This window comes from Lysobacter sp. N42, assembly GCF_004344885.1.
Map to the genome: position 1 here is coordinate 24,337 of NZ_SKFB01000028.1, position 18,525 is coordinate 42,861.

An 18,525-nucleotide genomic window follows, 5' to 3' on the forward strand; every position below is an offset into this window, starting at 1 on the left:
AGCGGCGTGATTCGCGGGCGCGGCGCTTCGCCACCGCCAACGCGATCACATTGCACGTGCCGTTGCTGGACGCCGCGTAGCGAAGTTCCTGCGCGCTTCGGCGCGCCGCATCCGTCGGTCACCCGAAACGGAGGGCGCCCGCGCCGTGCGGGCGTCCGTGCGTACACCCGCCGCCGGCGTCAGCCCTTGCGCGCCCGCTCCCGCGGCACGAACACCTCGCGCACGGCCTTGGCGAGTAGCTTCGGCGGCAGCAGGCCCTGGTCGAGCAGGAAGTCGTTGAAGCGCTGGCGGTCGAACCTGTCGCCCAGCGCGAGCTCGGTTTCCGCGCGCAGCTGCATGATCTGGGTGTAGCCGTAGAAGTAGCTGCCGGCCTGGCCCGGCGAGCGCACGCTGTAGCGGTCCACCTCCTGCCGCGCCATCGCCTTGGAGAAGCCGACCTGCTCGGTCAGCACCCTGAAGGCGGTGTCGCGGTCGGTCAGGCCGAGGTTGAGCATGGGGTCGAGCATGGCGCGCGCCGCGCGCAGCAGGCGGAACTGCAGGGCGATCAGCTGGCCCTCGAGCGGCTCGTACGGAACCATCTCGGCCTCGGCGTACAGCGCCCAGCCTTCGACGTTGACCGAGTTGAACGCATACAGCGTGCGCGCCAGCGAGACGCCGCGCTCGACCATGGCGGTGAACTGCAGCTCGTGGCCCGGCCGGCCTTCGTGCGCGGTGAGCGTCCAGGCGGCGGCGGGGTAGTTGAAGTCGTCGTAGGCGCCGTCGGCGCCGGCGTTGGGATTACCCAGCGGCAGCACGAAGGTGCCCTGCTGGCCGGTGTTCCCGATCAGCGGCGCGGGCAGGAAGTGCGGCGCGGGCTGCGCGGCGCTCTCGGCCGGCGTGCCCACGCGCATCTGCATGGGGCGCTGCGGCAGGCTGACCACGTCGTGGGCGTCGATCTGGCGCTCCAGCACCGGCATCACGTTCTCGCGGTAGTGCGCCTCGAGGCGGTCGTTGGGGATCTGCTCCTTCTTGAGCGCACGGATCACCGCGACGTAGTCCGTCTCCTTGAAGCCCTTCTCCTTCGCGACCAGCGGCGCGATCTGCTGCATCGCGTTGCGCGTCTCCATGAACTCCAGCTGCGCGCGCTCGATCAGCGCGCGCGGGTCGATGTCGATGCCGACGTTCTTGAGCGCGAGCGCGTAGAGCTCCGGCGGCAGCTCGTAGGTGGTGCGCGCGCCGGGCAGCACGGTGGTGCGCGTCCACCTGGCGTAGTCGGCGAGCTGGCGGTCGAGCTCGGCCAGCGCGGGGCCGGCCTCGATGCGGTACTTCTTGAACAGGTCGGCGATGCCCTTGCGGTAGGTGTCGAGGTTGGCGAGCGACTGCTCCACCTCGATCCTCGTCGGCTGCAGCAGCCCCTTCTCGGCGCGTTCCTCGTAACGCTGGCGCGCCAGCGTGGCCAGCGCCGTACTGCCCTCGGCCTGGCCGACGTAGCGCTGCAGGCGCTTGAGCGCCATGGCGCGGCGCTCGGGCGGCGTCTGCTCCGAGAGCAGGCCGGACAGGCCCTGGAAGACGGTCTGGCCGACGTCCACCCACGGGCGCGTCAGGCGCTGGTTGATCTCGCTGGCCTCGATCTGGTCGCTGGCGGCCTGGATGAGGATCTCGAGGTCCTGGCGGACGTTCGGGTCCTTCTCCACGGCCAGCCGCGCGCGCAACTCGTCGCGTGCCTTCGCGGTGGCCTCGCGGAAGCGCTCGGCATAGCGCGGGCCGAAGTCGAAGACCTGGTCGTCGAAGCCGGGCACGCCGAAGAAGGAGAGCTGCTCGGGCTGGAACGGCGCCTGCGCCATCAGCAGCACGCGGGCGTGCTCGTTGCTGCGGGCGACCCATGCCGGCGCCGGAGTCGCGGCGGCCTTCGTTGCCGGGGCCGGCTGCGCCAGCACCGTGGCCGGCGCGAGCAGGGCGAGGGAGACGGCAAGGGCGAGCTTGAGCGGCATGGGCATGGCGGGGCTCCTGGGCGAGCCGGCAGCATCGCGCGGCGGCGCGCGGCCGCCAATGCCCCGGACGTCACGGCCCACCACGCGACCGGCGGTGCGCGGCGGCCCGGCCCGGCGTGCCAGGCTGATGCCGCCCCGGAGACCGCCATGGCCACTTCGCCCAAGACCCGCCCCACCGACGTGCCACCGGAGGCCTTCATCGCCGCCGTGCCGCAGGCCGCGCGGCGCGGGGACGCGCAGGCGATGCTGAAGATGCTGGGCGAGGTCAGCGGCGAGCCGGCGGTGATGTGGGGGCCATCGATCGTCGGCTTCGGCCGCCACGTCGGCCCGACCGGCGACTGGCCGGTCATCGGCTTCTCCCCGCGCAAGGCCGAGACGGTGGTCTACCTCGCCCCGGACTTCGACGGCAAGGCCGGCCTGCTCGCGCGCCTGGGCCCGCACCGGCTGGGCGTGTCCTGCCTGTACATCAAGCGCCTGGCCGACGTGGACATGGACGTGCTGCGCGAGCTCTGCCGGCGCTCGGTGGACACGGTGCGGGCGGTCTCGCCGCGTTGCTGACCGGCCGTCGCGGCCCCTACTTCGACGGAAGCTTCCCCGCCAGCGCGTCCACCAGCTCCCGGACCAGCCTGCGCTGGACGGTGCCGAGCCCGAGGTAGCTCTGGAGCATGGTTCGATCCACCTCGGCCATGTCGGTAGGCCAGTCGGTGCGCGCATCGGCCACGCGACGCGCCCTGGTCGATCCAAAACGCAGCTCCTCCGGCGCGACCCCGTAGAGCTTCGCCAGCACCTGCAATTTTTCCTGTGCAGGCAGGCTCTCACCGTTGAGCCAGCGCGACGCTGTCTGGAAGCTCACCGAGCGCCCGTGATAGGTGCTGTTGAAGTGCTTGAGCAGCACGCCCGGGCGCGGCTCCCAACCCGCCGCCCGCATCGCCGACGCCAGCCTTTTCGAGAACTCGCCGCGCTCGTCGCTCATGGGCTGCGAAGTTACGCAGCACCGACGGCCCGGATTCCCGTCTCGCGTGAACTATGATTCACGTATCACGTGAATCCGCGGTGCGTCATGGCGAAGTCCTTGCTGGAACAGTTGCCCGAGATCGTCAGGGAGGGCCGGAAGCAGGCCGAGCGTATTCTCGAAGGGCTGGAAAGCCGGCACCGCGTGCGGCTGCAGACGCGCGAGTGGGTACTGCCTTCTCGCGACGTGGCCGCCGCCGACTGGATCGCGCAGGCCCAGCGGTCGGCGCGGCTCGGCGATCAGGCCGACGGCGCCTGGGTAAACCGACTGATCTACGGCGACAACCTGCACGCCATGGCCGCCCTGCTGGCGGGCGACGAGGACACGCCGAGCCTGCGCGGCGCGGTGGACCTGATCTACATCGACCCGCCCTTCGACTCCAAGGCCGACTACCGCACCAAGGTGCAGCTGCCCGGTACCGAGATCGAGCAGCGCCCCACCGTCATCGAGCAGTTCGCCTATTCGGACACGTGGTCCGACGGGACCGCTTCATACCTGCGGATGATCGTGCCGCGGCTGGTGCTGATGCGGGAGCTGCTGGCTGAAACGGGGTCGATCTACGTGCACTTGGGCATCCAAGTCAGCCATTACGTCAAGTTGGTTCTCGACGACATTTTCGGAAAGGGGAACTTCGTCCAGGAAGTGATCTGGGCCTATGGATCGCCGTCTGGCGGACGCGCTGCCGGCCCGAAGATGGTGAAGATCCACGAGTACATCCTGCACTACGCCAAGAACTACGACAGTCGATATACGAAGAAGATCTTTCTCCCGTACGACCAGAAGTACATCGATGATTGGTTCAAGTACACCGATGACGACGGGCGGAGGTATCGCATCAGGCTGCGAGGCAGGGATGACTCCGGGAACAACATCGTGGACCGCCAGTATCTGGATGAGAGCAAGGGTTTGCCCGCCTCCACGGTCTGGACCGATATCAAGCAGATCTATGCCGATCCTCGCGCATACAAGGCCGATCAGGCGAAGCATTCGGAGCTGACCGGGTACGAGACGCAGAAGCCTGGTCGGCTTCTGGAGCGGATACTGGACCATTCCTGCCCCACGGGCGGCCTAGTCGCCGACTTCAACGGCGGCTCCGGCACCACCGCCGCCGTCGCCGAGAAGCTCGGCCGGCGCTGGATCACCAGCGACATCGGCAAGCCGGCCTGCATGATCATGCGCAAGCGCCTGATCGACCAGGACGCGCGGCCCTTCCTGTACCAGGCCATCGGCGACTACCACGTCGAAACCGCGCGCACGCATCTGGGTCGCAACTACCGCGTGGGCGATCTCTCCGCAATCGTGCTCTCGCTCTACGGCGCCCTTCCGTTGCCGCCCGACGACAATCCGCTGCGCAACCTCGGCAGCGTCGCGTTCGGCGGGACGAAGACGCTGGTGCTGGTCGACGCGCCGAGCAAGCTCACCGGCGACGCCACCCTGCGCAAGGCCGTCGCGCTGCGCGACAACCTGCTCGGTGGCTGGGATCGCGTCGTGGTGCTTGGCTGGAACTTCGAACCGAGCATCGGCCAGAGCGTGGCCGCGCTCAACGACGAGCGCCTGGAAGTGCTGGTGATTCCGCCGGACCTGCTCGACCGCCTGCGCAAGAAGGGCGGCATCGAAAAGCTGCGCGGTCAGGTGCGTTTCGCCAGCCTGCAGTACGTGACGCTGAAGTCGGTCGCGCGCCATCCGGAAGCCGATGGCAACGAGGGGATCGAGGTCGCGCTCGACAACTACGTGCTGCTCTCGCCCGAGGCGATCAACCTCGACGAGGAGAACCGGAAGAAGCTCCTGCGCGTGATGAACGCCGAGCCGCTGGCGCTGATCGAGTACTGGGCGGTGGACCCCGATTACGACGGGCAGGTGTTCCGCTCGGTCTGGCAGGACTACCGCGGCAATACCGCCAACGACGCCGACGCGCTCCGCGTGATCGACCGTGCCCGCTTCAGCGTGCCGCGCAAGGCCGGCGAGCGGCGCATCTGCGTGCGCGTGGTGGACGTGTTCGGTTTCGAGGCCGAGGTGGTGAAGACGGTCGCGGAGCTCACGCCGTGACCGCCGTGGACGATCCGCTGATTCTCGCCAAAGCGCTCACGAAGCGTACGGAGCAGCTCTGCGCCGGGCTCGACGCCGGCACCGCCGACGTCCTGGAGCTGGTCACGCCCGTCACCGCCGAGCTGCTGCGCTGGTGGTTCGGCGACGACGCGCGGCAGACGCGCCGCTTCAATTTCCACGCCGGCCAGCGGCAGGCCATCCTCAACACTATCGTGGCGCATGAGGTGCTGGGCAGCCACGACGTGAAGAACCTGTACGAGCAGGTCTGCCCCGACGCCCTGCTCACGGGCACCCGACTCGCGGAGGTCTCCCAGGCCAAGCACGCGCACCCGAAGTACGCCCTGAAGATGGCCACCGGCACCGGCAAGACCTGGGTGCTGCAGGCCCTGCTGGTCTGGCAGGTGCTCAACCGCACCGTGCTGCTGGAGGAAGGCGTCGACGACCCGCGCTTCAGCCGCCGCTTCCTGATCGTGGCGCCGGGGCTGATCGTCTACGAGCGCCTGCTCGACGCCTTCCTCGGCAAGGAGCGCGAAGGCGGCGGCGGGCGCGACTTCTCCACCTCCGACACCGAGCGCTACGCCGAACTATTCGTGCCCCCGGCATGGCGCGAGCGCGTGCGCCAGTTCGTGCAGGGCAACTTCTGCGCCAAGCAGGACATCGGCCTGAAGGCCACCGGCAACGGCCTGATCGCCGTCACCAACTGGCACCTGCTGCAGGAGACCGGCGACGAGCTGGCCGAAGCCGAGGCCGAGGACGCGGCACTCGAGGCCCCGGGCATCGTGTCCGATCCCCACGAGGTGGTCCGCCATGTGCTGCCGGTGGTGCCCGGGCGCGCGACCGGCAACAGCCTCGACGTACTCGACACCCGCTGGGCGCGCGGGCGGGTGATCGCCTTCCTGCAGTCGCTGCCGGATCTCGTCGTGTTCAACGACGAAGCCCACCACATCCACGAACTGCGCCGCGACGGCGAGGCCGACGAGGTGGAATGGCAGAAGAGCCTGAGCCGTATCGCCGAGGGCAAGGGCCGGCGGTTCGTGCAGGTGGACTTCTCGGCCACCCCCTACAACGAGCGCCCCGGGCGTGGCCGCGGCGCCGGCAGCACGAAGGTCTGGTTTCCCCACATCGTGGTGGACTTCGATCTGAAATCGGCGATGCGCGCCGGCCTGGTGAAGTCGCTGGTGCTCGACAAGCGCCGCGAGATCGGCGCGATTCCGCTGGAGGCCCTGGACTTCAAGGCCGAGCGCGACGAGGACGGCACGCTGCGCCTGTCGGATGGGCAGCGCGTGATGCTGCGTGCCGGCCTGCACAAGCTGCGCCGGCTCGAGAAGGACTTCGCCGCGCTCGATCCGAACCGCCATCCGAAGATGCTGGTGGTTTGCGAGGACACCGCGGTCAGCCCGCTGGTCGCGCAGTTCCTGGAGGACGAAGGCCTGCACGCGGACGACGTGCTGACCGTCGACTCCGGGCGCAAGGCGGAACTGGGCGAGAAGGATTGGGCTCCGCTGCGCCAGCGCCTCTTCGACGTCGACCGCCACGCGCAGCCACGCGTGATCGTCAGCGTGCTGATGCTGCGCGAGGGATTCGACGTCAACAACATCTGCGTGATCGTGCCGCTCCGCGCCAGTGGCGCGCAGATCCTGCTGGAGCAGACCATCGGCCGCGGCTTGCGCCTCATGTGGCGCGAGCCCGAATTCGACGACATCAAGCGCGAGAACCGCGAGCGCATCGATCGGGGCGAGGAACCCGGCAGCCTGATCGACATCCTGTCCATCGTCGAGCATCCGCGGTTCGAAGCCTTCTACGAGGAGCTGATGCGCGATGGCCTGGTCGGCTCGTCCAGCCATGGCGACGACGAGGGCGGGGCCATCGGCGACATGATCAATGTCGAACTGCGCGAAGGATGGGAAGCCTTCGACTTCCGTATTCCCTTCATCCTCCGCGAGGTCGACGAGAGCATCGACCACCTGCCGATCGACCTGCAGGCGCTGCCCGCCTTCAGCCAGATGAGCCGCACCGCGCTGGCGGGCCTACTGGGCAAGGGCGACACGTTCGTATCGCAGGACCTGCAGAGCAGTACGCTTTTCGGCGACTACCGCGTCGAGGGCAGCGTGATGAACGTCAGCGGCTACAACGAATACCTGTCGCGGCTGACCCGACGCGTCGCGCAGGCCCTGAGCAGCCCGCTGCCGCGCGGCAACCGCGTTGCCGAGCACCTGGCCACGCCCTATATGCAGGTCAATACCACCGTGCTTGCGCAGGCGCTCGATGATTACATCCGCGAGCGCCTGTTCGCCGAGTCGTTCGAGCCGCTGGTGGACGAAGGCTGGCGCCTGCTGCTCCTGCAGCCCGTCATCGACCACATCGTCCGCGTCTTCGGGCTCGCGCTGGTGAACTCCGAGGAACGCGGAACCGCAGGGGAGACGGAGGTACGCCATCGCCGGCTGTCCGAGGTGGACCGGATCCCGCTGCGCGAGAGCACGTCCATGGACGTCACCAAGTGCATCTATCCGCGCCAGGGCTGGCCCGCACGCAGTGGTGGGCTCGAGCGCGGTTTCATCGAATGGTGCCAGGCCGATGCCGGTGTGGAGGCCTTCTGCAAGCTCAGCGAGAGCCGGCACGAATTCGCCCGCCTGCGCTATGTGCGCGAGGACGGGCTGCCCGCGTTCTACTTCCCCGACTTCATGGTGCGCACCGCCGACTCGATCTATCTGGTCGAGACCAAGGCGCAGGAGCAGACCGGCCACCCCAACGTGCAACGCAAGCGCCGGGCGGCCGCCACCTGGTGCTCGCGCATCAATGGCCTGCCACCGTACGACCGCGACGGCCGGGAATGGCATTACGCCCTCGTCGGCGAGTCCCTGTTCGAGGACTGGCGTCGCAAGGGCGCGCGGCTCGCGGACCTGCTGGCCTTCTCCCGCGTGCGGCCCGCGCCGGACCCCAGCACGCAGTCCGACCTGTTCCGTGCCTGACCGACCGCGCCCGTCGATATCGACGGGCACGGCAAAGGCGGCACCGATCAGCGCTTGAGGCAGCGGTCGAAGAAGTTCTCGGTGATGCGCAGGCGGTGCAGCAGGTCGGCGCCCTTGAGGCCATGCTTGGCACCCGGGTAGGTCATCAGCTCGAAGGGCTGCCCGCGCTGCTGCAGGGCGCTCATCAGCACGGTGGCGTTGGAGAACAGCACGTTGTCGTCGGCCATGCCATGGATGAGCAGCAGCCTCGGTGCCTCGGGCCCGACCAGCCCGTCGACGTGCTCGAGCACGCGCGCGGCCTTGTAGCCCGTCGGGTTCGCGTCCGGCAGGCCCATGTAGCGCTCGGTGTAGTGCGTGTCGTACAGCGCCCAGTCGGTGACGGGCGCACCGGCCACGCCACAGGCGTATTCCGCCGGTGCGCGGGCGAGCAGCATCAGCGTCATGTAGCCGCCATTGGACCAGCCGTAGACCCCCACGCGTTCGCCGTCCACCCAGGGCTGCGTCTTCAGCCAGGCCAGCGCCGCGCGCTGGTCGTCGACCTCCACCGTGCCCTGCCGGCCGTACAGCGCGCCGCCGAAGGCCGCGCCGCGCCGCGGCGTGCCGCGGTTGTCGACCGAGAACACCACGTAGCCCTGCTGGGCGAGGTACTGGTTGAAGTCCGGTGCCCAGACGTTGCGCACGGTCTGCGAGGCGGGGCCGCCGTAGACGAACACCACCACCGGATAGCGGCGCGCGGGGTCGAAGCCCGCGGGCCTGATCAGGCTGTAGTGCAGGTCCGTGCGGCCGTCGGCGGCCTTCACCGTGCCGTACTCGATGGGCCGGTGCGCGGCGCGGTAGGACGCGTAGGGATGCGCCGGGTCGTCCAGCTCGTTCTTCACCAGTGCGGTGATCGGCGTGCCGTCGTTGCGATGCAGGGTGAGCTGGGGCGGCGTGGCCGGGTTCGACCAGCTGTCGACGTAGACGCTCGCATTGGAGGCGAAGCTGGCCGCGTGCATGCCGGGCGTGGTCGACAGGCGCTCGATCGCACCGCCCGCCAGTGGCACGCGATAGACGTGCGACTCGGTCGGCGATTCCCTGCCGGCCGCGAAGTACACGAAGCCCGCGGCTTCGTCGATGGCGAGCACGCCGTCCACCGGCCAGTTGCCCGAGGTGAGCGCGCGTGCGCGGCCCCTGGCATCGATCACGTACAGGTGCTCGAAGCCGCTACGCTCGCTGGCCCAGAGCAGCGAGCCGTCCTTGAGGAAGCGCAGGTCGTCATGCAGCGGCACCCAGGTCTTCGAGCGCTCGGTGACCAGCGTGCGCTGGCGCCCCGTGGCGAGGTCGTGCTCGATCAGCTCCAGCGTCTTCTGGTCGCGGCTCTGGCGCTGGAAGGTCAGGCGGCGGGGATCGCGCCAGTTCACGCGGGCGAGGTAGATGTCCGGGTTCGGGCCGAGGTCGATCTCACGCGTGGCGGCGGCGATCGCCGCGCGGTCGGCGGGCGCATCGGTTCGCACGACGTGCAGCGAGATGCGCACGTTCGGATCGCCGGCGGCGGGGTAGCGCTGCTCCACCACTTCGGTGCGGTCGGGATAGACCTCGTAGCGCTTCTGGATCGGCACGCCGGATTCGTCGATGCGCGCATAGGCGATCGCCGAGTCGTCCGGCGCCCACCAGTAGCCGGTGTGGCGGCCCATCTCCTCGTCGGCGACGAACTCGGGCACGCCGTTGCCGATCGTCTGGCTGCCGTCGAAGGTGAGCTGGACCTGGCGGCCGCTGGCGAGCTCGATCAGCCACAGGTTGCGGGCGCGGATGAAGCTGACGAAGCGGCCGGCCGGCGAGATCTTCGGATCGGTCGCGAAGCCCTCGCCGTTGGTGAGCCTGCGCACCGCGGCCTTGCCGGACTGGCCGAGGTCGTAGAGATAGAGCTCGCCGCCCAGCGGGAACAGCAGCGCGCGGCCGTCGGGGGCGAAGTGGTAGTCGACGATGCCCGACAGCGCGGCGGTGCGCTGCCTCTCGCGGCGTGCCTTCTCCTCGTCGCTGAGCACTTCCGGGCCGGGCAGCACGTCGTCGGCGTCCACCAGCAGGCGGGTCTGTCCGCTGGCGACGTCGTACTCCCACAGGTCCAGGCGGTTGCGGTCGCGCTCCTTGCCGCGCAGGAAGGTCACGCGGACGCCGTCGGGCGAAACCTTGGGCTTGAGCAGGCTGGGTCCCGACAGCGGCGCATCGCCGGCCAGGGCTTCGAGGGTGAGGCCGCGCGCGGGGGCGGCGGGCGCGGCAACGGACATCGGGCTGGAGGTCACGAGCAGGAGGGCAAGGGCGGCGGCGAGCCGGAGGGCGGTCATGGAAGGGCACGATCGCGGAGGACCGGGCGAGTGTAGGCATTCGCGCGGCATGGGCGCAGCGGAATCTTCACGCCTGGCCAAGGCGCGCCGGATCCAGCAGGCCTCCGCGCCGCAGCCGCACCGGCCACTGACGCGAACCGGCGCGCGACGGGCGCCCGATACACTGTCGCCATGGATGTCTCCCACCTGCTCGACGCGCTGAACCCCGCGCAGCGCGAGGCCGTCTGCGCGCCGCTCGGCCACTACCTGGTGCTGGCCGGCGCCGGCTCCGGCAAGACCCGCGTGCTCACCCACCGCATCGCCTGGCTGCACGAGGTCGAGCGGGTGCCGATCCACGGCATCCTCGCGGTCACCTTCACCAACAAGGCCGCGGCGGAGATGCGCCACCGCGTGGACATGCAGCTGCCCAACGGCGCCCGCGGCATGTGGCTGGGCACCTTCCACGGCCTCGCGCACCGCCTGCTGCGCCTGCATTTTTCCGAGGCGCGCCTGCCCGACAGCTTCCAGGTACTGGATTCGGACGACCAGCTGCGCCTGATCAAGCGCGTGATGCAGGGCCTGGAAATCGACGAGACGCGCTTCCCGCCGCGGCAGATCGCCTGGTGGATCAACGCGCGCAAGGACGAGGGCCGCCGCGCGCAGCACATCCAGGGCGGCGAGGACGAATGGACCGACGTGATGCGCCGTGTCTACGCGGCCTACCAGGAGCGCTGCGACCGCGCGGGCCTGGTCGACTTCGCCGAGCTGCTGCTGCGCGCGCACGAGCTGCTGCGCGACTCGCCGGCGCTGCTCTCGCACTACCGCGCGCGCTTTAGGCAGATCCTGGTGGACGAGTTCCAGGACACCAACGACATCCAGTACGCCTTCGTGCGCGTGCTGGCCGGCGACAGCGGGCAGGTTTTCGTGGTGGGCGACGACGACCAGGCCATCTACGGCTGGCGTGGCGCGAAAGTGGAGAACGTCTCGAGGTTCCTGCGCGACTTCGATGGCGCAAAGACCATCCGTCTCGAGCAGAACTACCGGTCGAGTGCCAACATCCTCGACGCCGCCAACGCGGTCATCGCCCACAACCCCGACCGACTGGGCAAGAAGCTGTGGACCGATTCGGGCACCGGCGAGCCCATCGACCTGTATGCGGCCTACAACGAGATCGACGAGGCGCGCTTCGTCGTCGAGCGCGCACGCGCGTGGGTCAACGCCGGCGGCAGCTGGCGCGACGTCGCCATCCTCTACCGCAGCAACGCACAGTCGCGGGCGTTCGAGGAAGTGCTGATCGCCGAGCAGCTGCCCTACCGCATCTACGGCGGCCTGCGCTTCTTCGAGCGCGCCGAGATCAAGGACGCGCTGGCCTACCTGCGGCTCATCGCCAGCCGCGCCGACGACGCCGCCTTCGAGCGCGCCGTCAACACGCCCGCGCGCGGCATCGGCGAGCGCACGCTGGACGAGGTGCGCAGGCTCGCGCGCGCCGAGGGTTTCCCGCTGGCGGTGGCGGCGATGAAGCTCACGACCGGCACCGCGCTGGCCGCGCGCGCGCGCAACGCGCTGGCCGCGTTCCTGCGGCTCATCGACGAGCTCGAGCTCGAATGCGCCGAGCGCTCGCTGCCGGAGAAGATCGACCACGTGCTGCTGCGATCGGGTTTACGCGAGTTCTACGCGCGCGAGCAGAAGGGCCAGCTGGACTCGCGCATCGAGAACCTCGACGAGCTCGTGTCGGTGGCCTCGCGCTTCAACTACCGCGAGGACGACGACGAGGAGCCCGAGCTGCCGGAGCTGGTCGCGTTCCTGTCCTATGCCGCGCTCGAGGCCGGCGAGGGCCAGGCGCGCGCCAACGAGGACGGCATCCAGCTGATGACGCTGCACAGCGCCAAGGGCCTGGAGTTCCCGCTGGTCTTCCTGGTCGGCCTGGAGGAAGGCCTGTTCCCCAACAACCGCTCGGCCGAGGAAGCCGGGCGCATGGAGGAGGAGCGGCGCCTGGCCTACGTGGGCATCACCCGCGCGCGCGAGAAGCTGGTGCTCAGCTACGCCGAGGCCCGGCGCATCCACGGCATGGACATGTACGGCATGCCCTCGCGCTTCCTGCGCGAGATTCCCTCGACGCTGGTGCACGAGATCCGCCCCAAGGTGCAGGTCTCGCGCCCGCTGGAATGGTTCGCCCGCCCGCGCAACAGCGCGCCCGCGGTCGAGGCGCCGGCCTTCGCGCTGGGCACCGCCGTGCGCCATCCCACCTTCGGCACCGGCATCGTCACCGACGCCGAAGGCAGCGGCGCGCACGCGCGCGTGCAGGTGAACTTCGACGAGGCGGGAAGCAAGTGGCTGGTGGCGGCGTTCGCGAACCTGCAGAAGGCCTGACGCCGCGGCGCTTCAGCGCGGCGGCGCGGCCAGTTCGCGGGCGTCGAGGACGCCGTCGCCGTTGCGGTCCTGCCGCGCGAAGCGCTCGGCCAGCACGCGCCGGTGCTCGTCCAGCGCGATCGGCTTTCCGCGGCCGCCCGGCAGCTCATGCGTCTCCACGATGCCGTCGCGGTCGACGTCCATGCGCTCGAAGGCGTAGCCCATCCAGGCCTGGAACTCGGGCAGGGAAACGCGACCGTCGCGGTCGGTATCCATGCGGGCGAGGTAGTCGCCGGACGTGATGACCGTCGGCGTGTGCGCGGGCGGCGTCGCGAGGGCGGCGCTGCCCCACGCGGCAACGATCAGCGACAGGAAAAGGGCCGCGCCGGCTGGCGCGGCCCCGTGCCTGCAGCGCGGCGCGCCGCAGCGGTCTTGCGGGTCAGGCCGCCGCGGCCGCGGGCGCCAGCGCATAGCCCTTCAGGCGCGCGGAGAACTGCTGCAGCGAGGCGATGCCGCTGGCCTCGGCCTCCTGGCACCAGGCATGCAGGCGCGCGAGCGTGGCCTTGGCATCGTGCGAGCGCTCGTCCAGCACCTGCGCCAGGCGCGCGCGGTACTCGGCCACCGTCGCCAGGCGCGGGCGTTCGGCGATGAAGGCGGCCAGCCGCGCGCGCTTCTCCTCGTCCAGCCAGCGGCCGCCATCGGCCAGGCCGCGGCGCAGCTTGCCGGGAAGCAGGTGGCGGGCCTTGGCGTTCATGGCCGCGGCCTCCTCGCGCAGCGCCGGCAGCGTCACGGTGCGGTAGTAGTCGGTCATCGCCTGGAAGCGGATGGCCAGCAGCGCCTTGAGCGTTTCCGCATCGGGCACGTTGATGTTGGGGCGCACGTCGAGCGTGGGCGCCACGCGCAGCACCTTCGCCAGGCCGAGCTTCTGCAGCACGACGATCGCCGCCCAGCCGATGTCGAACTCCCACTTGCGCAGCGCGAACTTGGCGGACGACGGGAAGGCGTGGTGGTTGTTGTGCAGCTCCTCGCCGCCGATCCACAGGCCCCAGGGCGAGAGGTTGGTGGCGGTATCGGTGGTCTCGAAGTTGCGATAGCCCCACCAGTGGCCCAGGCCGTTGACCACGCCGGCGGCCCAGAACGGGATCCAGGCCATCTGGATCGCCCACACGGCCACGCCCTTGAAGCCGAACAGCGCGAAGCTGATGAACAGCAGCAGCGTCGGCCCGAAGGTGGCGTACGGGGTGTAGAGCTTCCGCTCGATCCAGTCGTCCGGGCAGCCCTTGCCGTACTTCTCGATGTCCTCGCGCTGCCAGCGCGCTTCGCGGTAGAGCTCCACGCCCTGCCAGAACACCTTGCCGATGCCCTTGATCTGCGGCGAATGCGGATCCTCTTCCGTCTCGCACTTGGCGTGGTGCTTGCGGTGGATCGCCGCCCACTCCTTGGTGATCATGGAGGTGGTGAGCCAGCACCAGAAACGGAAGAAGTGCGCCAGCACCGGGTGGAAGTCCACCGCGCGGTGCGCCTGCGAGCGGTGCAGGTAGAGGGTGACGGTGAAGATCGTGAGCTGGGTGGCGACAAGCAGGTAGACCAGCATCGATCCCCAGCCCAGCTGCATAAGGCCGCCGGCCAGGAAATCGGTGAACGGAACAGACATCGGATACTCCGGGATGAAGCGGCCTCGCGGCCGTGTCGCGCGCGCGACGCCTGCATGATGCCATCCCGCTCCGCGCCGCGCCGTGGATGAAAGTGAGCAGGCGGCTACGGTTCATGCACGCGAAGGCCTCGATCCTGCGTGAAGGCGGCCGCCTGCTTGTGTCGGAACGGGAGCGTCGCCATGTGGGTTCAGGCCTCCATACCTGCATCGCGCGATGCCCGAACTGCCCGAAGTCGAGACCACGCGCCGCGGCCTGGCGCCGCACGTCACCGGTCGCCGCGTCGAGGACGTGGTGCTGCGCCGGCCCGACCTGCGCTGGCCGATCCCGCCCGCCGTGCTGCGGCTGCGCGGCGAGCGCGTGGACGCGGTGCGCCGTCGCGCCAAGTACCTGCTGCTGGACACGGCCGCGGGCAGCGCGCTGCTGCACCTGGGCATGTCCGGCTCGCTGCGCGTGCTGCCCGGTGGTACACCGCTGCGCGCGCATGACCATGTCGACCTCGCGCTGGACGACGGTCGCGTGCTGCGCTTCAACGACCCGCGGCGCTTCGGCTGCCTGCTGTGGCAGGCGCCGGGGACCACGCACGCGCTGCTGGCCGGGCTGGGGCCCGAGCCGCTGTCGGACGCCTTCGACGGCGACTACCTGTACCGCGCATCGCGCGGTCGACGCGCGCCGGTGAAGACGTTCCTGATGGACCAGGCGGTGGTGGTCGGCGTGGGCAACATCTACGCGGCGGAAGCGTTGTTCATGGCCGGCATCTCGCCACTGCGCGAGGCCGGCCGGATCTCGCGCGACCGCTACGCGCGGCTTGCCGATGCGGTGAAGGCGGTCCTGGCCCATGCCATCGAACGCGGCGGCACCACGCTGCGCGACTTCATCAGCCCCGACGGCGCGCCGGGCTACTTCGAGCAGGAGCTGTCGGTGTACGGACGCGGCGGCCAGCCCTGCCGCGCCTGCGGCCGCCGGCTCCGGCACGAGAGCATCGGCCAGCGCGCGAGCGTCTGGTGCCCCGCCTGCCAGCGCTGAACGCGCGTCGCCGGGCATGGCGACCCATGTCCAATGGCCCGGGGGCGGGCCCCGGGCGGGGGCGTATAGTCGGCGGACCGGACGGAAGGCCATGAACGACAGCGCCGACATCACCCAGTGGCTCGATGCCGCCCGCGACGGCAACCGCGAGGCGCTCGACCGCGTGCTCGGCGCGCTGTACGAGGAGCTGCACGCCATGGCGCGGCGCCAGCTCGCCGGCGCGCAGGAACAGACGCTCGACGCCACCGCGCTGGTGCACGAGGCCTACCTCAAGCTCGTGGGCAGCTCGAACGCGCGCTTCGGCGACCGCGCGCATTTCTTCGCCTACGCGGCCACGGCCATGCGCAGCGTGGTGGTCGACCACGTGCGCCAGCGCCTGGCGGTCAAGCGCGGCGGCGACATGGAGCGCGTGACCGAGCTGCCCGAGGACGCCGAGGGCGGCATCCGCCTGGACGAGGACCTGCTCGCGCTCGACCGCGCGCTCGACCGCCTGGCCGCGGTCGACCCGCGGCTGGCGCAGGTGGTGGAACTGCGCTATTTCGGCGGCCTGTCCGAGCTGGAGATCGCCGCGCTGCAGGACCGCTCCGAGCGCAGCATCCGCCGCGACTGGCAGAAGGCGCGCATGTTCCTTTTGGCCAGCCTGGACGACGAACAGGCCGCCTGACCCCGCGCTTTAATGGACGCCGCGCGCTGGCTGCAGCTGTCTCCCCATCTCGACGCCCTGCTCGAGCTGCCCGCGCCCGCGCGGGCGCGGAGGCTGGACGAGATCGCCCTGCAGGACGCCGCGCTCGCCGCCGAGCTCGCCCGCATGCTCGCGCTGGAAGCCGGCCGCGAGGATTTCCTCGCCCAGCCCCTGGTGGTGCCGCGCGCGCTGCGCGAAGGCAGCGAGGTCGGCCCCTACCGGCTGGAGGCGCTGCTGGGCGAAGGCGGCATGGGCCAGGTCTGGCGGGCCTCGCGCGCCGACGGGCTGTACCAGCGCCGGGTCGCGCTCAAGCTGCTGCGTCCGGGCCTGGCCGACCGCTCCCTGCGCATGCGCTTCGCCCGCGAGCGCGAGATCCTGGCGCGCCTTGCGCACCCGCACATCGCCGGCCTGCTCGATGCCGGCATCAGCGCCGAGGGCGTGCCCTACCTCGCGCTGGAATACGTCGAGGGCGAGCCGATCACCCGCTACTGGCAGCGCCTGGACGTGCCGCTGCCCACGCGCCTGCGCATGTTCCGCCAGGTCTGCGAAGCGGTCACGCATGCGCATGCCAACCTGGTCGTGCACTGCGACCTCAAGCCGTCGAACATCCTGGTGACCGCCGACGGCCAGGTGCGCCTGCTGGACTTCGGCATCGCCAAGCTGCTCGACGGCGCGGCACCGCGCGACGCCACCCGCACCGGCACGCGCGCCTTCACCCTGCACTACGCCGCGCCCGAGCAGATCCGTGGCGGCCCGGTCACCACGATGACCGACGTCTACTCGCTGGGCGTCGTGCTCTACGAACTGCTGACCGGCCTGAAGCCCTACCGGCTCAAGCGCCAGTCCGATGCCGAGTGGGAGGAGGCCATCCTCGCGCACGACCCCGTGCGGCCCTCGCAGATGCTGCTTCGCCAGTCCGAGCTCAAGGCCGACCGCGTCCAGCGCCAGGCCCTGCGTCGCCGCGCGCGGCGCCTGATGGGCGACCTCGACAACATCGTGCTCAAGACGCTGTGCAAGGCGCCCGAGCAGCGCTATCCCTCGGTGGAGGCGCTGAGCCAGGACCTGCAGCGCCACCTCGACGGCCAGCCCGTGCGCGCGCGGCCGGTCGGCGCGCTGTACCGCCTGCAGAAATACGTGCGCCGGCATCGCTGGGCGATCGCCACCGCCGGCGCGGCCCTGGGCGTGCTGGCCATCGCGGTGGGCGCGGTGGTCTGGCAGAGCCGCGAGGCGATGGAGGAGGCGCATCGCGCGCAGGCCATGCGTGGCTTCATCGTCGGCGTGTTCGAGCAGGCTGGCGGCACCCCGGGCGACCGTGCGCTGGACCTGCGCGCGCTGCTCGACGGCGCGGTCGCGCGCGGCGACCGCGAACTCGCGCGCCAGCCGCGCGCGCAGGCCGAACTGCTGGGGGTCATCGCCGGCCTGCGCATGGGGCTGGGCGACGATGCCGAGGCCAAGCGGCTGCTCGACCGCCAGAGCGCCCTGATGGCCCGGCTGCCCTCGCTGCCCGCCGGCCTGCGCCTCGACGCGGCCGCCCAGCGCGGGCAGGTGCTGCGCCGCCTGGGCGATGCTCAGGGCTGCATCGACACGATGATCCCGCTCGCGCCGCTGGCCGCGGGCGAGCGCCGCCACCTGCCGGCGTCGGTGGCGGAGTTCCAGTCCCAACTGGGTCGCTGCCTGCGCGCCCGCGGCGATGTCGACGGCGCCCGGCGCCTGTTCGAGCAGGCGCTCGCCCTGCGGCGCGAGACACGCACGCCTGGCGCGGCCGTGGAGGAGATCGAGAGCCGCCTCGACCTGGCCGCGCTGCAGGCCGACATCGGCCGCACCCACGAGGCGCTGGTGGGCTATCGCGACGCCCAGGCGCGGCTGGAGGCCGAGGCCGGGCCGCGGCATCCGCTGCAGGTCGACATCGGCCGGCAGATGGCCGCGGTGCTGCGCCGGCAGGGCCATCCCGGCCGCGCCGAAGTGCACCTGGTCGACACGCTGGCCGCCGCGCAGGACCTGCACGGCGCGCAGCATCCGGTGACCTTGGGCATACGCCGCGAGCTGGCCGACGTGCTGCTCGACCAGTCGCGCTTCCGCGACGCCGCGGTGCCGCTGCGGCACCGGCATGCCGTGCTCGCCGCGCGGTACGGCACCCTGCACCCGGAGCTTTTCGACAGCCACCTGGCGCTCTCGCAGGTGGAGTGGCAGATCGAACGCCTGGGCGCGGCCCTGGGCGCGGCCCGGGCGGTGACGGCCATCGCCCGCCGCAGCGGCGATGGCGCGCGCACCGTGCGCGGCCTGCTGGCCCAGGCACAGCTGCTGCACGAGGCAGGCCGCAGCGAGGAAGCACGCCCGCTGCTGCTGGAGGCGCGCGCCCTGCGCAGCGCGAGCGCCGGTGCGGCCGACCCGCTGGTGGCGGAGGTCGACCGGGCACTGGGCGAGGTCGACGCCGCCCTCGGGCAGCCGGGCGCGATCGCTCGCCTGGGCCGCGCGCTGCACTTCCTGGAAGCCGGCTACGGCCCGCGCGATCCACGCAC

General features: G+C 70.7%; 12 protein-coding genes. 7 read left to right on the forward strand and 5 right to left on the reverse strand.

Going from position 1 to position 18,525, the window contains the following annotated elements:
* Positions 1 to 179 precede the first annotated feature (179 nt).
* Positions 180 to 1,976: a DUF885 domain-containing protein gene (locus EYQ95_RS20620; RefSeq protein WP_243700018.1), complete on the reverse strand. Its 1,797-nt coding sequence runs from the start codon at positions 1,974 to 1,976 to the stop codon at positions 180 to 182.
* Between the two features lie 141 nt (positions 1,977 to 2,117).
* On the opposite strand from EYQ95_RS20620, the gene EYQ95_RS20625 reads away from it, so the two are divergent.
* Positions 2,118 to 2,528, forward strand: a complete 411-nt coding sequence (locus EYQ95_RS20625) for a DUF1801 domain-containing protein (protein WP_132330017.1) — start codon at positions 2,118 to 2,120, stop codon at positions 2,526 to 2,528.
* Between the two features lie 16 nt (positions 2,529 to 2,544).
* On the opposite strand, the gene EYQ95_RS20630 is transcribed toward EYQ95_RS20625, so the two are convergent.
* On the reverse strand, positions 2,545 to 2,943 hold the full coding sequence (locus EYQ95_RS20630; RefSeq protein ID WP_132330019.1) for a helix-turn-helix transcriptional regulator: 399 nt from the start codon (positions 2,941 to 2,943) through the stop codon (positions 2,545 to 2,547).
* 87 nt (positions 2,944 to 3,030) lie between these two features.
* Here EYQ95_RS20630 and EYQ95_RS20635 point away from each other — a divergent pair, with 87 nt between their 5' ends.
* Together EYQ95_RS20635 and EYQ95_RS20640 are read left to right on the forward strand one after the other, a co-directional pair.
* Positions 3,031 to 5,028: a site-specific DNA-methyltransferase gene (locus EYQ95_RS20635; protein ID WP_132330021.1), complete on the forward strand. Its 1,998-nt coding sequence runs from the start codon at positions 3,031 to 3,033 to the stop codon at positions 5,026 to 5,028.
* The gene (locus EYQ95_RS20640) at positions 5,025 to 7,997 is read left to right on the forward strand and encodes a DEAD/DEAH box helicase family protein (RefSeq protein WP_132330023.1); all 2,973 of its coding nucleotides are present in this window, start codon (positions 5,025 to 5,027) and stop codon (positions 7,995 to 7,997) included. The genes EYQ95_RS20635 and EYQ95_RS20640 overlap by 4 nt, the downstream gene beginning before the upstream one ends.
* A 47-nt stretch (positions 7,998 to 8,044) precedes the next feature.
* On the opposite strand, the gene EYQ95_RS20645 is transcribed toward EYQ95_RS20640, so the two are convergent.
* A complete protein-coding gene (locus EYQ95_RS20645; protein ID WP_132330025.1) occupies positions 8,045 to 10,318 on the reverse strand; it encodes a S9 family peptidase in 2,274 nt (757 codons plus the stop codon).
* 171 nt (positions 10,319 to 10,489) lie between these two features.
* On the opposite strand from EYQ95_RS20645, the gene uvrD reads away from it, so the two are divergent.
* On the forward strand, positions 10,490 to 12,667 hold the full coding sequence (uvrD, locus tag EYQ95_RS20650) for a DNA helicase II (RefSeq protein ID WP_132330027.1): 2,178 nt from the start codon (positions 10,490 to 10,492) through the stop codon (positions 12,665 to 12,667).
* A gap of 12 nt (positions 12,668 to 12,679) precedes the next feature.
* On the opposite strand, the gene EYQ95_RS27110 is transcribed toward uvrD, so the two are convergent.
* The gene (locus EYQ95_RS27110; RefSeq protein ID WP_132330029.1) at positions 12,680 to 13,117 is read right to left on the reverse strand and encodes an EF-hand domain-containing protein; all 438 of its coding nucleotides are present in this window, start codon (positions 13,115 to 13,117) and stop codon (positions 12,680 to 12,682) included.
* Positions 13,086 to 14,300 (reverse strand): acyl-CoA desaturase, encoded by a 1,215-nt coding sequence (locus EYQ95_RS20660; protein ID WP_132330031.1) that lies wholly within the window; start codon positions 14,298 to 14,300, stop codon positions 13,086 to 13,088. The genes EYQ95_RS27110 and EYQ95_RS20660 overlap by 32 nt, the downstream gene beginning before the upstream one ends.
* A 214-nt stretch (positions 14,301 to 14,514) precedes the next feature.
* On the opposite strand from EYQ95_RS20660, the gene mutM reads away from it, so the two are divergent.
* The 3 genes from mutM to EYQ95_RS20675 form a co-directional block, all read left to right on the forward strand.
* On the forward strand, positions 14,515 to 15,324 hold the full coding sequence (mutM, locus tag EYQ95_RS20665; protein WP_132330033.1) for a bifunctional DNA-formamidopyrimidine glycosylase/DNA-(apurinic or apyrimidinic site) lyase: 810 nt from the start codon (positions 14,515 to 14,517) through the stop codon (positions 15,322 to 15,324).
* Between the two features lie 91 nt (positions 15,325 to 15,415).
* On the forward strand, positions 15,416 to 15,988 hold the full coding sequence (locus EYQ95_RS20670) for an ECF-type sigma factor (protein WP_132330035.1): 573 nt from the start codon (positions 15,416 to 15,418) through the stop codon (positions 15,986 to 15,988).
* 12 nt (positions 15,989 to 16,000) lie between these two features.
* A partial coding sequence (locus EYQ95_RS20675) for a serine/threonine-protein kinase (RefSeq protein ID WP_132330037.1) occupies positions 16,001 to 18,525 on the forward strand: 2,525 nt, incomplete at its 3' end.